This window comes from Nitratireductor sp. L15S-10, from assembly GCF_045011005.1.
Classification (GTDB): domain Bacteria; phylum Pseudomonadota; class Alphaproteobacteria; order Rhizobiales; family Rhizobiaceae; genus Nitratireductor.
Genome location: NZ_CP120674.1, coordinates 1,608,161 through 1,621,836 on the forward strand (window position 1 = coordinate 1,608,161; position 13,676 = coordinate 1,621,836).

The following is a 13,676-nucleotide window of genomic DNA, read 5'->3' on the forward strand; positions in this document are numbered from 1 at the left end:
TTCCGAGTGCTTTACGCCTTGCCGAACCCGCCGGCGGTTGGCGTGGTGACGATCACCGCTTCACCGGCCTTGATCACCGTCTGGTCGCAGCCCTTGAGCGTTTCGACGTGACCATTCTTGCGGCGCACCTCGGTCTTGCCCATCTCGCCGTCGCCGCCGCCTTCCACACCGCGCGGCGGTCGGCTGCGGTGGGAGGAGAGGATGGCGCACTCCATGGTTTCCAGGAAGCGGATCGTGCGGCGCGTGCCGTCGCCGGCGCTCCACTTGCCCTTGCCGCCCGAGCCTTCGCGGATGTGGAAGTCCTCAAGCAGAACCGGGAAGCGCAGTTCGAGGATTTCCGGATCCGTCAGACGCGAATTGGTCATGTGGACATGAACGCCCGACGCACCATCGAAGCCGCGCCCGTCATTCATGCGGCCTGCCGGCGCGCCGGAGCAGATGGTCTCGTAATACTGATATTCTTCGTTGCCGAAGGTCAGATTGTTCATCGTGCCCTGGCTGTTGGCGATGGCCTTCATCGCGCCGAATAGCGCATTGGTGACGTGCTGGGACGTCTCCACATTGCCTGCCACAACCGCCGCCGGGTAGGAGGGTCGCAGCATGCAACCTTCCGGGATCATGATGTTGATGGGTCTGAGGCAGCCCGCATTCATCGGGATCTGACCTTCCACCATCACGCGGAAGGCATACAGCACGGCTGCACGGGTGACCGGTTCGGGCGCGTTGAAATTGTTTTTCTGGACAGCCGACGTGCCGGTAAAATCCACCGTTGCCTCACGCTTTTCGCGGTCGACGGTTATCTTCACCCTGATCACCTGGCCGGTGTCGGTCGGATATTCATATTCCGAAGCATCCGGCAGGCGTTCGAGCACGCGGCGCACGGCTTCTGCCGCATTGTCCTGCACGTGACCCATATAGGCCTGCACCACGTCGAGGCCGAACTGGTCGATCATCTTGCGCAGTTCCGCCACGCCCTTTTCGTTGGCGGCGATCTGCGCTTTCAGATCGGCAATGTTCTGGTGCGGATTGCGCGCCGGGTAGGGGTGGTCGGTCAGAAGCGTGTGCAGCTCCTGTTCGCGGAACCTGCCACCGTCGACGAGCTTGAAATTGTCGAACAGCACGCCTTCCTCGTCCACGGTGGTCGCCAGCGGCGTCATGGAGCCAGGGGCGGTGCCGCCGACATCGGCATGGTGGCCGCGCGAGGCAGTGTAGAACAGGATGTTCTTGCCCTTGTCGTCGAACACGGGCGTGACCACCGTGATATCGGGCAGATGCGTGCCGCCATTGTAAGGCGCGTTCAGAGCGAACACGTCGCCGGGGCGGATATTGCCCTTGTTCAGCCGGATGACGGTTTCCACCGAGCGGTCCATGGAGCCCAGATGCACCGGCATATGCGGGGCGTTGGCCACCAGCGCGCCGTTCTGGTCGAAGACCGCGCAGGAGAAGTCGAGCCGCTCCTTGATGTTCACCGAATAGGCGGTGTTCTGCAGCGTCACGCCCATCTGTTCGGCAATCGACATGAAGAGGTTGTTGAAGACCTCCAGCATCACTGGATCGGCTTCGGTGCCGAGTGCCGCCATGCGGGCCTTTTTCTCCACGCGGCGCATGAGGATATGATCGAGCGCAGTGATTTCGGCCTGCCAGCCGGGCTCCACGACAACCGTCTGATTGGCCTCGATGATGAGAGCAGGGCCGTTGACTTTCGCGCCGCGCGACAGCGTCTCGCGGCGGTAGATGCCGGCATCGTGCCATGCGCCGTCGCAGAAGATGGCTCGCGTCTCGCCAGGCTGCGGCATTGCCTCGGTGGTCGCCTTTTTCTGCTCGACAGGACGGCCGTCGCCGGCGTCCAGCCCCTCGACACTGACGGCTTCCACCACCATTGGCTTGTCGTCATAGATGAAGCCGAATTGCGCCTTGTGTGCGGCTTCGAATGCAGCCCTGGCGTTTTCCAGCGTCCCGTCGAAGGCGACAGGCAACGTTGTATCGGTGCCTTCGTACCGGATTTCAAGCCTGATGGCCCAGGCGATCTTGTCGCCGGTAATGCCCTGATCGGCGAGCTCTGCGCGCACCTCTTCACGCAGCGACGCCGAAAGCGCGTCGATGGCGTCGAGAGAACTTTCCGAAAAAGGCTTCATCAGGGCCTGCTGGCGCGAGGCGAAGACCGTCGCAAGCCCGATACCATAAGCTGAAAGCAGGCCCGACATCGGGTGGATCAGCACCGCTTCCATGCCGAGCGCGTCGGCCACGAGGCAGGCATGCTGGCCGCCAGCGCCGCCGAAGCAGTTGAGGAGATAGCCGGTGACATCATAGCCGCGCTGCACGGAGATCTTCTTCACCGCATTGGCCATGTTTTCGACGGCAATGGTGACAAACCCTTCGGCCACCGCTTCCGCGGGGCGGCCATCGCCGAGCTTTTCGGCAAGCTCGGTAAAACGCGCACGCACGGCGTCCACGTCGAGCGGTTGGTTCTGCTCGGGGCCGAAAATGGCCGGGAAGAAGTCGGGCTGTAGTTTGCCCAGCATCACGTTGGCATCGGTCACTGCCAGCGGCCCGCCACGGCGATAGCAGGCAGGACCGGGGTTGGCGCCTGCCGAGTCCGGGCCGACCTTGAGCCGATTGTCCTCGAAATGCAGTACCGAACCGCCACCGGCGGCCACGGTGTGAATGCGCATCATCGGCGCGCGAATGCGCACGCCCGCCACTTCCGTGTCGAAGGCGCGTTCATATTCTCCGTCATAATGGGCCACGTCCGTCGAGGTGCCGCCCATGTCGAAGCCGATCACCTTGTCGAAGCCGGCAAGCCGCGCGGTCTCCACCATGCCGACCACGCCGCCGGCAGGACCGGAGAGGATCGCGTCCTTCCCCTGAAACTTGTCGGCTGCGGTCAGACCGCCCGACGACATCATGAATTTGAGGCTGGGGCCTTGGCCGTTCTCATCGACGCCCAGTTCTGCCGCCACGCGGCTCACATAGCGCGACAGGATCGGCGACAGATAGGCATCCACCACCGTCGTGTCGCCGCGCCCCACCAGCTTGATGAGCGGTGAGGTCTCGTGGCTGACAGAGACCTGCGAGAAACCGGAATCGCGGCAAAGGCTTGCAGCGGCTTTCTCATGTTCCGGATATTTCCAGGCATGCATGAAGACGATGGCCACCGCGTCGATGCCATCGTCCTTCGCCGCCTCAATCTCGTCTTTCACGGCGTCTAGGTCGAGCTCCGTTTCCACCGTGCCGTCGACCCGGCGGCGTTCCGGCACTTCGATCACGCGTTCATAGAGCTGCTCGGGAAGGATGATTTCCTTGGCGAAGATGTCGGGCCGCGCCTGATAGGCGATCTTCAACGCATCCCGGAAGCCCTTGGTGATGAGAAGCGCCACTCGATCGCCCTTGCGTTCCAGAAGAGCGTTGGTGGCGACGGTCGTGCCCATTTTCACATCGCCGATCAGATGCGAGGGCATGGCCTCGCCCTTTTTTATGCCGAGATGATCGCGAATGCCCTGTATGCCGGCATCGGCATAGGCTTCCGGGTTTTCAGAAAGCAGCTTGCGGGCGAACAGGCCGCCATCAGGGGCGCGGCCGATAACGTCGGTGAACGTGCCGCCGCGGTCGATCCAAAAATCCCATTTGCCTGCTGTCATCATCGGTTCCTTCGCATTATCCTTGCCGGAAGGAGAACCATGTCTCGGATAAAACGTCAATAATTTATTGACATATTATCTGAATGTGCCACGCTTCTTAAGTCGCAGCGAAGAAGGTGAGGGAACGCCTCCGTTGCATTATAGAAATGGGAGATCAACATGCATCATTCCGTCAAGTTCGTTCTGGCCGCAGCCGCGCTCGGCTTTGCCACATCTGCGTCGGCGCAGACAAAGTGGGATATGCCGGTGCCCTATGGCGACACCAACTTCCACACCCAGAATATCACTCAGTTCGCTGAAGATGTGAAAGCCGCCACCGACGGAGGGCTCGAGATAACCGTGCATTCAAACGGGTCACTCTTCAAGCATCCGGACATCAAGAACGCGGTGCGTCAAGGGCTCGTCCAGATTGGTGAGATCCTTGGCTCGCGTCTTTCCAACGAAGACCCGGTTTATGAAGTGGACTCCATTCCCTTCCTGGCAACCAGCTATGATGACGCGAAGAAGCTTTATGACGCATCGAAAGATCAGCTTGCGGCCAAGCTTGAGGAGCAGGGATTGCAATTGCTCTTCTCGGTGCCGTGGCCGCCGCAAGGAATCTACACCAAGAAGGAGATTTCATCTGTCGATGACCTCAAGGGCCTGAAGATGCGCGCATACAATGCCGCCACCGAGCGTCTGGCGCAGCTTGCCGGCGCGTTGCCGACCCAGGTCGAGGTGCCGGACCTGCCAACGGCCTTCGCCACCGGACGTGTCGAGGCCATGATCACGTCGCCATCTACCGGCGCCAACTCCAAGGTCTGGGATTTTCTCTCACATTATTCCGACGCGCAGGCTTGGCTGCCGCGCAACATGGTTTTCGTAAACAAGGCCGCATTCGACGCTTTGCCGGAGGAACAGCAGGCAGCCGTGCTTGAGGCGGCCGCCACTGCGGAGACCCGGGGCTGGGAGGCTTCCGTCAAGGAGACCATGGAAAAGACCCAGGTCCTGAAAGACAACGGCATCACCGTGACTGCGCCCAGTGCCGAGCTCAAGGAAGGGCTGGCCGCCATCGGTGCTGAAATGTCTGCTGAGTGGGCCGAGAATGCCGGCGATGAAGGCAAGGCCATACTCGAAGCCTACAAGAACTGAACGCTTTGACAGGCGCTGCAGGCGGCGGAGCACCCCGCTGCCTGTAGACGCGTTGCCGCGTGCAACCGCAATCTGACCGTCGAAGCGGAGACGACAACAATGAGAAAGACAATCAACGGGCTCTATGGCGCGGCCGAATGGCTGGCCATGGCTGCTCTCGGCGTGATCGCTCTTTTGGTGTTCGCGCAGGTGTTCGGGCGTGTGATCGACGCCGTGATAGGCCTTTTCGGCCTGCCGCCCTTCGGATTTCTCGTGCCGTCGCTGGCAGAGATCGCGGGCTTTCTGCTTGTGGGCGCATCATTCATGGCGCTTGCCGGCTCACTGCGCGGCGGTGCGCAGATCCGCGTGACACTGGGATTGACGGCCATGCCCGATCGAGTGCGGCGGCTGGCCGAGGTGTTCGTACTTGTCATTGGCGCTGCGCTCTCGGGATTCTTCTTCTACTATGCATCAAGACTCGCCTTTGACAGCTACCGCTTCAATGAGCTGTCCTACGGTATCATCGCCATTCCGCTTTGGATCCCGCAGGCGATGATGGCCCTTGGAGTTGGCATTTTTGCCATTGCCCTGCTCGACGACCTCTTCGCTGCTCTTACCGGCAAGTCCCCCTCCTATCTGGGAAATGAAGATGGCGCGGCGGAGGAAGTGTGATGGATCTTCTCACCATTTCCCTGACGCTTGGCGGCCTGCTTCTCGTTCTGCTAGCGGCAGGCCTATGGGTAGCCCTGGCGCTCATGATTGCCGGTCTTGCGGCAATCTTTCTCATGGTCCCCGTGCCACCAGGGGCGGTGATGGCCACCACAGTCTGGGGCTCCATCAATTCCTGGGACCTTGCCGCTCTTCCCATGTTTATCTGGATGGGAGAAATCCTTTTCCGCACGCGGCTTGCAGAAGACATGTTCGCGGGACTGGCGCCATGGATGCGGCGCCTGCCCGGGCGGCTTCTGCATGTCAACATTCTTGGCTGCGCCATCTTCGCCGCCGTGTCCGGTTCGTCTGCCGCCACCACGGCCACCATCGGGCGCATGTCTCTGCCCGAACTCAAGAAGCGTGGCTATGACGAACGCATGGCCATCGGCTCTCTTGCCGGTTCCGGCACGCTCGGCCTGCTCATCCCGCCGTCAATCATCCTGATCGTCTATGGGGCGGCGACCGAGCAGTCCATTGCGCGGCTTTTTATTGCCGGGGTCATTCCCGGCCTGATGCTGGCAGCGCTCTTCATGGGCTATACGGCGGCCTGGTCGCTGATCAATCGCAGGCGTATGCCTGAAGCCGATCCGCGCGTTCCCTATCTCCAGCGCATCTGGCAGACTCGTCGTCTGTTTCCGATCCTCGCGCTGATTGTCGGCGTTATCGGTTCCATATATGGCGGCTTCGCTTCTCCCACGGAGGCGGCAGTCGTAGGGGTGGTCCTCTCGCTCGCACTCTCGTGGTTCACCGGTACGCTCAATCGCGCGACCTTTTCCGATGCCCTGCGGAACGCCTCACGCACCTCCTGCATGATCGTGCTCATTCTGGCTGGCGCATCGGTTTTGACGGTGGCCATGGGCTATACGGGCATTCCACGGGCGCTGGCTCAGTTCATCGCCGGGCAGGGCTATTCGCCCTATGCATTGCTTGCTGCGCTAACGCTATTCTTTATCGTTCTGGGCTGTTTTCTGGATGGCATTTCCATTGTTGTGCTGACAGCTTCGGTGATTCTGCCGATGGTCGAGGCTGCGGGGCTCGACATCATCTGGTTCGGCATCTATCTCGTGATCGTGGTCGAGATGAGCCAGATCACACCGCCGGTGGGGTTCAACCTGTTCGTCATTCAGGGGCTGACCGGTCACAACATTCTCAGGGTCGCCGGCATGACACTGCCGTTCTTCCTCATGATGATCGTCGCCGTGGTGTTGATCGTCCTGTTCCCGCAACTGGCGCTATGGCTGCCGCAAACCATGCTCGCGAGGTGATAATGTCGAACGCGGATAGGAAAGTCGGACCGGTTGTCTCTGCGGCCCATCTGGCCGCCGGTGCCATGCCGGCGCTGTCGGAGATCGAATTTGCGATGACCGTGATGAGCCATTCTTTCGAGCGCTGGATGGTGCGGTGCATGGCGGCTGCGGGCGTTCCCGGGCTTCAGCCCACTGCCGTACAGATCCTGCACGCCGTCAATCATCGAAATCGGGAAAAGACGCTTTCGGAACTGTGCATGATGTTCAACATCGAAGATGTGCACGTCGCTTCCTATGCCATCAAGAAACTAGCGGCGCTCGGCCTGGTCAAGACCGGGCGCAGGGGCAAGGAAAAGACCGTCAAGGCTACTGCGGAAGGAGCGGCAGCCTGTGAGCGCTACCATGAGGTTCGCGAGGCTCTGCTTGTTGCCAGCACCAAGCGGCTCAAACTCGATGAGGAGGCGCTGTCTGGCATCGCGGCCGTGATGCATGCGCTCTCCGGGCAATACGATCAGGCCGCTCGCAGTGCGACCAGCCTTTAGAGGCAGGCCCTGTCGATATGGCCACAATCTCACATCGTTACGGATGGTCACTCAACGTGACGAAACTCCATGCCGGCGTGCGCATTTCCCTGTTGTGAGCGCGGCGACGCGCTTTTGAGATGCGCTTTGTATGGAGAGTGGATATGAAAAAGTTTCTAGCCGCCACCGTTTCGGGCCTCGCCCTTCTTGGACTTGCTGCCTGCAGCGAAGGCGACAACACGACCACCCAGAGCATCGAGCCCGAGCAGCAGGATGCGACCCCGATGGATCCGCCGGCTGCTGCTCCGGAAGCTGAGCCGATGCAGGATCAGGATACGACGAGCCAATAAAGGCCAGCCTCCAAGGCCAGCCAACAAGGGTCAGCCAAAAGGAACATGACCCGTCAGGCTGCGTATTGAGTGCCTGAACCAGAGACCGGATGGTGCGAAGGTACCATCCGGTTTTGCTTGCGCCAAACTGCGCCTCGAAATCCCGAGCGTTTGCGGTTACAAAACCGACATGACGTTTTGGGACCGTATAACAGATTTTATCACACGCGCGCCGGGCAATGCGCTGTCGGCGATGGTCGAGGCAATCCGAACGGTGTTCGAAGGCGATCCACAATTGCGCCGGCGCGTCGCCTTTTCAGTCGCGATCATTGCTCTTTCAGCCAAAATGGCCAAGGCAGATGGTATCGTCACGCAGGACGAGGTGCAGGCGTTTCACGAGATATTTTCTGTTCCGCGCAATGAGCAGGCCAATGTTGCGCGTCTTTACAGCCTTGCCCAGCAGGATGTGGCAGGCTTTGAGGCTTACGCTCATCAGATGGCGAATCTGTGCGGCTATGGCGGACCCAACTGCATGGTTCTTGAGGACATTCTCGATGCGCTGTTCCACATTGCAAAGGCCGATGGTGTGATACACGAACGGGAGGCGGCGTTTCTGCAACGCGTCGCAGAGATCTTCGAAATTGGCGAAGACCATTTCGAACAGATCCTTTCACGGCATGCGATCAAGGGAGACGGCAATCCCTATCTTGTGCTGGGGATCGAGCAGGGCGCGCCGTTCAATGAGATCAAGCGCCATTATCGGAAACTGGTCGCGGAGAACCACCCGGACAGGCTTATCGCCCGTGGCGTTCCCGAAGAATTTCTGGCCATCGCGAACACCCGTCTTGCCGCGATCAATGCGGCCTATGAGAGTATTGAGAAAGCGCAGGTGCGCGCTTGAGTGTGGACGTCCTGAAAGAAGCCTCATTTGAGCCGGATTTCAAAGGGGCGGAGATTTGCCCGTCCCCTAATTTTGGCGAGCGGCGGAATGGCTACACTCCCGATGCTCTCATCCTTCATTACACCGGAATGGAGACGGGCCAGAGCGCGCAGGACTGGCTTTGCGCTCCGGAGAGCGAGGTTTCGTGTCATTATCTCGTTCATGAGGATGGACGCATCGTGCAGATGGTCCGCGAGGCTGACCGTGCATGGCATGCGGGTCGCGGCACCTGGCAGGGGCGCGATGACGTGAATTCCTGGTCCATCGGCATAGAGATTGCCAACGCCGGGCACCCCAAGGGATTGCCGGAATTCCCGGAGATTCAGGTCGATGCCGTTCTGAAACTCGGGCGGGATATCTGCAGGCGTCACGGCATCTCGCAAAATCGAGTGCTTGCCCACTCCGACATCGCCCCAGGCCGCAAGGTGGATCCGGGAGAACGGTTCCCCTGGGAGCGTCTGGCTCGGGCGGGACTTGGCCAATTTGTCGCAATATCACCGGTTTCAGGTGGACGCGTCCTTGGCCCGGAGGATGACGGGCCAGCTGTTCAGGCGCTCCAGAGATTGCTGAAGCGTTATGGGTACAACATCGAGGTCAACGGTGTTTACGATGGGCAGACACAAACGGTCGTCCGAGAATTTCAAAGACATTTCAGGCCTTTAGAAGTTAGTGGCCTGGCCGATGCGACAACATGCATAATTCTGCGGAAATTGTTGTATAATTCAACTGTGATTGATTCTTCTCCCTGACGATCACTCACTCCCAAGACTGGCGCAAAATTTCATCGATTCATATTTTTTGAATTGAAGCGCCTTTTTTGTTTCCCCTTCGCCTGCAACACACCGACCCGTGTTGAGGTCGTGGGACCTGGTCCCGGCCTCGTGAAAAGGAAAACCTGCCGCGCAAAATGCCGCGGCTCAGAGTTACGGGTCGAAATGAAAATCACAACCTTACTCGCGGCAGCGATCGCTGTCGGCGCTGCAACTTCTTTGTCTCATGCTGGTGAGAAGGCGAATTACGCACAGGTGATTGCTCAGCAATCTGCCAAAAAGAGTACGGAGAAAGCAGCCAAAGGCGAAGATGCTCCCAATCTGCTTCGGACAATCATTCGTGGCGGAAAAGGTTCCCAGGCGAGCAAGGTCGATATGACCACCACCGCGTCCGTCAAGCCAGCAAAGGCCACCAAGAAAGCGGCTACGAAGTCCGCCAGGAAGAAGACCTCCGTGAAATCGACCGTCCGTTCGAGCGGTAAGGGCGGTTCCTATCAGACGATTATCGCACAATACGCTTCGGCGTACGGTGTACCGGTTTCACTGGCCAATGCGGTGGTTCGGGTCGAGAGTAACTTCCGTGCCAATGCACGTGGTGCGGCCGGCGAAATCGGCCTTATGCAGATCAAACCGGCCACGGCTCGCATGATGGGCTATCGCGGCTCGGCCAAGGGGCTCTACAATCCCGACACCAACATCAAGTATGGCATGAAGTATCTCGCCAAGGCGCACAAGCTTGGTGGAGGCACGACCTGCGGGACGATTCTGAAATACAATGCAGGCCATGGCGCAAAGCGCATGAACCCGATCTCTTCGCGTTATTGCTCGAAGGTGAAGCGCATTCTCGGACACTAAGTTCGGGAATACGGGGTTTCGTGTGCAAACGCATGCGTTTTGAGTTGCGTTTTGTCGCACGAAACCCTTTATACGTCCTGCCAGCCGGTCGGACGGCCGCGCGGACGAGAGCCGAAAGGCTGTTTGCGAGGAAAGTCCGGGCTCCACGGAAAAACGGTGCCGGATAACATCCGGCGGGGGCAACCCCAGGGAAAGTGCCACAGAAAGCAGACCGCCCCGCCTGTTTTTCGGTTGTTTTTCAGCTATTTGCCGAGAACCGAAAAACTGGCGGGGTCAGGGTGAAAGGGTGGGGTAAGAGCCCACCGCGTCGACGGTAACGAAGACGGCATGGTAAACCCCACCGGGAGCAAGACCGAATAGGAATGGCGCGAGGGGAAACTCTCAGGGCGTTTCCGGCCCAGCCGTTCGGGTAGGTTGCTTGAGGCCGATGGCAACATCGGACCCAGAGGAATGGCCGTCACGTTGCATCGCTTTCGGGCGTTGCAGCCATACAGAACCCGGCTTACAGACCGGCTGGCACCGTTTTCCGGAATTTGCCGATTTTTCCGGAATTCGACGGATTTCGGCTCCTTTTCAGAAAATTCCGAACAGTTTTACGCCGTTTTCAATGCAGCGTCGATCGCCTTCCAGAGAGCTTCTGTCGGCTCGCATCCGACCGACAGACGAACGAACCCTTCGGCCACATCATCACCCCATCGCGCGCGCCGTTCGGCCGAGGTGTGAACGCCGCCGAACGAGGTGGTCGCCTCGATGAGCGGACAGGTGTTGATGAAGCGCTCTGCCTGCTCTTTCGAGTCGAGCGTCAGTCCGACGAGCGAACCGAAACGGAGCATCCGGGTTTTGGCAAGTGCGTGCGAGGGGTCACTCTTCAGGCCAGGGTAGCGTACCGACCGGACCGCCGGATGATCGGCTAGACGCGTTGCAATGGTCTCGGCGGATGAGCACATGCGGTCAAAACGCACCTCGAGCGTTTCAAGCCCGCGCAGGACCAGCCATGCTTCGAAGGGGCCGGGGATGACACCGGCAAGTTTGCGCCACTCGCGGATCGTTTCGATCATCGCCGCGTCGCGGCTTGCGACATGGCCGAAAAGCACGTCGGAATGTCCGTTGGGGGCCTTGGTGTCGGCGGCAAGCACAAGATCGACGCCGAGATCCAGCGGGCGCTGGCCATAGGGCGTCATGGTTGTGTTGTCGGCGACAACGATTGCGCCTGCCGCATGGGCGGCCTCTGCCACCGCCTTGATATCGCAGACATCAAGCCCCGGGTTGGAAGGTGTTTCGACGAGTACCATCCGGTATCCGGCAAACCCGCCTTCGAGAAACGATGCGGTCGGTCGGGTGTCGTACCGGATGCCAAGCCGGTTCAGATGCTTCTCAAGCAGGACGCGGGGTGTGTAGTAGCCATCCGAGGGCAGGAGCACCCGGTCTCCAGCTGAAAGCAGGGCCAAAAAAACCGACGAGATGGCGGCCATGCCGGAGGGGAACGCGATTGCTTCGGCATCCTCCAGATGGGCGAAGGCAGCCTCCACCGCTTCCCAGGTGGGATTGTCGAACCGGCCATATTGACGCGCGCCTGCCGGGTCGCCGGGCAAATGAAACACCGAACTCATGACGATCGGCGTGGAGAGCGGGTCGCCTTTTAGAAGGCTGCCCGAATGAAGGTGTGAGAGGCTTGCAGCGCGCGTGTTCTGGCTGTCGGACATTGGGCTCCTCGCGGTCATGACGGGTGGGTGCGGGCCGGGCGGCGCGAAGCTCTTCCTAACCTTTTGTTAGCCTTAATGCACGATAAATGACGATGGCCCGATGCATGTCCAAAACGCCTGTCATTGCGGCATTTGTGAAGCTTAATCCCGTTGACGCCCATATCGGCCCATGGTACCCCATATAACAAATCAGCGTTTCGTTGCAGTTGGAGTACGGGTTCCTCCCATGTCGACCTCTTTTTCAGGGCGGCGTGGCAGCTGGGATTCACCCTTGCAGGGGGGCGGGCAAATGTTCGGAGAGCCGCATCTGAGCGCGGCTGAAGAGATGCAGAGGGGCATGGGCCTTTTGGCCACAACGCGTCATGGACCGGTTTCTGTCGAATGCAGTAAACAAGATCGACTCCAAGGGTCGGGTCTCGGTGCCGGCGCATTTTCGCTCCGTCGTTCAAAAGCGTGGTTTTACCGAACTCTACGGGCTTCGGGCGCTCGACATTCCTGCGATGGATGTGGGCGGTCTCGATCTGCTCGATCGCTACGAGGCGAGGATCGCGCAGGAAGACCCTTTTCTGCAGACCGCGGACGACATGTCATTTTTCGTGCATGGCGATGGCGCGTTCCTGAAACTCGACCAAGATGGACGCATCACCGTGACGGATTTCATTCGCGAGCACACCGGCATCACGAAGGATGTAGCCTTCGTTGGGCGCGGGCATTTCTTTCAGATCTGGGAGCCGGAGCGGCTGAAGGCCCATGGGCAAGCGGTGCGCGAACGGCTTCTCAAGCTTCGGCAGGCGGCCACATCGGCCCGTGCTGCCGGACAGTCGGAATGATGGCGGGCCCCGGCGGCGAAAGCCCGGCCGGTGGCGGACCGGCCCGCCACATTCCGGTTCTTTTGCGCGAAGTTCTCGAAGCTCTTCAGCCTCTCGATGGCCAGCATTTCATCGACGGGACTTTCGGGGCTGGCGGATACACAACCGCGCTGCTTGAAGACGGTGCATCGGTCACGGCGATCGATCGTGACCCGACAGCCATCCAAGCAGGTCAGGCACTTGTGGAGAAATGGGACGGACGTCTTAGACTGGTGGAGAACCGGTTTTCGAGGCTCGATGAGGTTGTCGATGGCCAGGTCGACGGTGTTGTGCTCGATATCGGCGTTTCCTCCATGCAGATCGATCAGGCGGTGCGCGGATTCTCCTTCCAGAAGGATGGACCACTCGACATGCGCATGGAGCGCTCGGGTTTGAGCGCGGCCGATGTGGTCAACACGATGAAGGCGGGCGATCTGGCGCGCATCTTCGGAATTTTGGGCGAGGAGCGTCAGGCGGGGCGTATCGCACGGGGCCTGGAGCGGCTCCGGGCCGAAAAGCCTTTCGAGACAACGCTGGATCTGGCGCGTGCCGTCGAAAAGATCGTTGGCCGTCGACCGCAGGAGAAAATTCATCCTGCAACGCGCGTCTTTCAGGGGTTGCGTATCTACGTCAATGACGAGCTCGGTGAACTGGCACGGGCGCTTTTTGCGGCCGAGCGGGTTCTGAAACCCGGCGGGCGGCTGGTCGTGGTGACATTTCATTCTCTGGAAGACCGGATCGTGAAACGCTTCATGGTTGAGCGCGCCGGGGGGCAGGGCGGCTCCCGCCATCTGCCTGAGGTGCATGACGCCGCTCCTACATTTCACAAACCGGCCAAGCCCGTTGCGCCGACGCGGGAGGAGACTGAGCAAAACCCGAGGGCTCGCTCGGCGCGCCTCAGACTGGCAGTGCGCAGTGAGGCACACGCCGGAGAGGTTGATTTCGACATTGTCGGTCTTTCGCGCTTTCCGCGACCGACGCGTGCTGGTGAGAGGTAGAGGCAA

General features: G+C 60.0%; 12 protein-coding genes and 1 other RNA gene. 11 read left to right on the top strand and 2 right to left on the bottom strand.

All coding sequences use genetic code 11. The features are described from left to right. Nucleotides 1-11 precede the first annotated feature (11 nt). Nucleotides 12-3,638, bottom strand: coding sequence for a hydantoinase B/oxoprolinase family protein (locus P2W41_RS07715; protein WP_404934767.1), 3,627 nt, complete (start codon nucleotides 3,636-3,638; stop codon nucleotides 12-14). Between the two features lie 159 nt (nucleotides 3,639-3,797). Here P2W41_RS07715 and P2W41_RS07720 point away from each other — a divergent pair, with 159 nt between their 5' ends. The 9 genes from P2W41_RS07720 (at nucleotide 3,798) to rnpB (ending at nucleotide 10,642) form a co-directional block, all read left to right on the top strand. Then, nucleotides 3,798-4,769 carry a TRAP transporter substrate-binding protein gene (locus P2W41_RS07720; RefSeq protein ID WP_404934768.1) on the top strand — a complete coding sequence of 324 codons (972 nt, stop codon included), beginning with the start codon at nucleotides 3,798-3,800 and terminating at the stop codon, nucleotides 4,767-4,769. A 99-nt stretch (nucleotides 4,770-4,868) separates the two neighbouring features. Beyond that, entirely contained in the window at nucleotides 4,869-5,420 is a 552-nt protein-coding gene (locus tag P2W41_RS07725; protein ID WP_292896469.1) for a TRAP transporter small permease, read from the top strand. Beyond that, nucleotides 5,420-6,724: a TRAP transporter large permease gene (locus P2W41_RS07730; RefSeq protein ID WP_404934769.1), complete on the top strand. Its 1,305-nt coding sequence runs from the start codon at nucleotides 5,420-5,422 to the stop codon at nucleotides 6,722-6,724. The genes P2W41_RS07725 and P2W41_RS07730 overlap by 1 nt, the downstream gene beginning before the upstream one ends. Nucleotides 6,725-6,726: 2 nt before the next feature. Beyond that, nucleotides 6,727-7,248, top strand: a complete 522-nt coding sequence (locus P2W41_RS07735; protein ID WP_292896465.1) for a winged helix DNA-binding protein — start codon at nucleotides 6,727-6,729, stop codon at nucleotides 7,246-7,248. 143 nt (nucleotides 7,249-7,391) lie between these two features. Beyond that, nucleotides 7,392-7,577, top strand: coding sequence for a hypothetical protein (locus P2W41_RS07740; protein WP_229448873.1), 186 nt, complete (start codon nucleotides 7,392-7,394; stop codon nucleotides 7,575-7,577). A 169-nt stretch (nucleotides 7,578-7,746) separates the two neighbouring features. Continuing rightward, nucleotides 7,747-8,457, top strand: a complete 711-nt coding sequence (locus tag P2W41_RS07745) for a TerB family tellurite resistance protein (protein WP_404934770.1) — start codon at nucleotides 7,747-7,749, stop codon at nucleotides 8,455-8,457. 2 nt (nucleotides 8,458-8,459) lie between these two features. Next, entirely contained in the window at nucleotides 8,460-9,245 is a 786-nt protein-coding gene (locus tag P2W41_RS07750; RefSeq protein WP_404934771.1) for an N-acetylmuramoyl-L-alanine amidase, read from the top strand. Between the two features lie 186 nt (nucleotides 9,246-9,431). Beyond that, nucleotides 9,432-10,121, top strand: a complete 690-nt coding sequence (locus P2W41_RS07755) for a lytic transglycosylase domain-containing protein (RefSeq protein WP_292896457.1) — start codon at nucleotides 9,432-9,434, stop codon at nucleotides 10,119-10,121. 80 nt (nucleotides 10,122-10,201) lie between these two features. Next, an RNA gene (gene rnpB / locus P2W41_RS07760) (RNase P RNA component class A) lies at nucleotides 10,202-10,642 on the top strand. Between the two features lie 72 nt (nucleotides 10,643-10,714). Here rnpB and P2W41_RS07765 read toward each other — a convergent pair. Next, on the bottom strand, nucleotides 10,715-11,824 hold the full coding sequence (locus P2W41_RS07765; RefSeq protein WP_292896455.1) for a cystathionine gamma-lyase: 1,110 nt from the start codon (nucleotides 11,822-11,824) through the stop codon (nucleotides 10,715-10,717). A 362-nt stretch (nucleotides 11,825-12,186) separates the two neighbouring features. Here P2W41_RS07765 and mraZ point away from each other — a divergent pair, with 362 nt between their 5' ends. Both mraZ and rsmH read left to right on the top strand, forming a co-directional pair. Beyond that, entirely contained in the window at nucleotides 12,187-12,654 is a 468-nt protein-coding gene (gene mraZ, locus P2W41_RS07770) for a division/cell wall cluster transcriptional repressor MraZ (protein WP_404934772.1), read from the top strand. Continuing rightward, entirely contained in the window at nucleotides 12,651-13,670 is a 1,020-nt protein-coding gene (gene rsmH / locus P2W41_RS07775; protein WP_404934773.1) for a 16S rRNA (cytosine(1402)-N(4))-methyltransferase RsmH, read from the top strand. The genes mraZ and rsmH overlap by 4 nt, the downstream gene beginning before the upstream one ends. Nucleotides 13,671-13,676 lie beyond the last annotated feature (6 nt).

What these genes read in the sequence shown, in the direction of transcription:
- P2W41_RS07730 (WP_404934769.1), top strand. Translation starts at nt 5,420, where the DNA reads ATGGATCTTCTCACCATTTCCCTGACGCTTGGCGGCCTGCTTCTCGTT.
- P2W41_RS07745 (WP_404934770.1), top strand. Translation starts at nt 7,747, where the DNA reads ATGACGTTTTGGGACCGTATAACAGATTTTATCACACGCGCGCCGGGC.
- P2W41_RS07765 (WP_292896455.1), bottom strand. Translation starts at nt 11,824, where the DNA reads ATGTCCGACAGCCAGAACACGCGCGCTGCAAGCCTCTCACACCTTCAT.
- P2W41_RS07740 (WP_229448873.1), top strand. Translation starts at nt 7,392, where the DNA reads ATGAAAAAGTTTCTAGCCGCCACCGTTTCGGGCCTCGCCCTTCTTGGA.
- P2W41_RS07735 (WP_292896465.1), top strand. Translation starts at nt 6,727, where the DNA reads ATGTCGAACGCGGATAGGAAAGTCGGACCGGTTGTCTCTGCGGCCCAT.
- P2W41_RS07725 (WP_292896469.1), top strand. Translation starts at nt 4,869, where the DNA reads ATGAGAAAGACAATCAACGGGCTCTATGGCGCGGCCGAATGGCTGGCC.
- P2W41_RS07755 (WP_292896457.1), top strand. Translation starts at nt 9,432, where the DNA reads ATGAAAATCACAACCTTACTCGCGGCAGCGATCGCTGTCGGCGCTGCA.
- P2W41_RS07720 (WP_404934768.1), top strand. Translation starts at nt 3,798, where the DNA reads ATGCATCATTCCGTCAAGTTCGTTCTGGCCGCAGCCGCGCTCGGCTTT.
- P2W41_RS07715 (WP_404934767.1), bottom strand. Translation starts at nt 3,638, where the DNA reads ATGACAGCAGGCAAATGGGATTTTTGGATCGACCGCGGCGGCACGTTC.
- rsmH (WP_404934773.1), top strand. Translation starts at nt 12,651, where the DNA reads ATGATGGCGGGCCCCGGCGGCGAAAGCCCGGCCGGTGGCGGACCGGCC.
- mraZ (WP_404934772.1), top strand. Translation starts at nt 12,187, where the DNA reads ATGGACCGGTTTCTGTCGAATGCAGTAAACAAGATCGACTCCAAGGGT.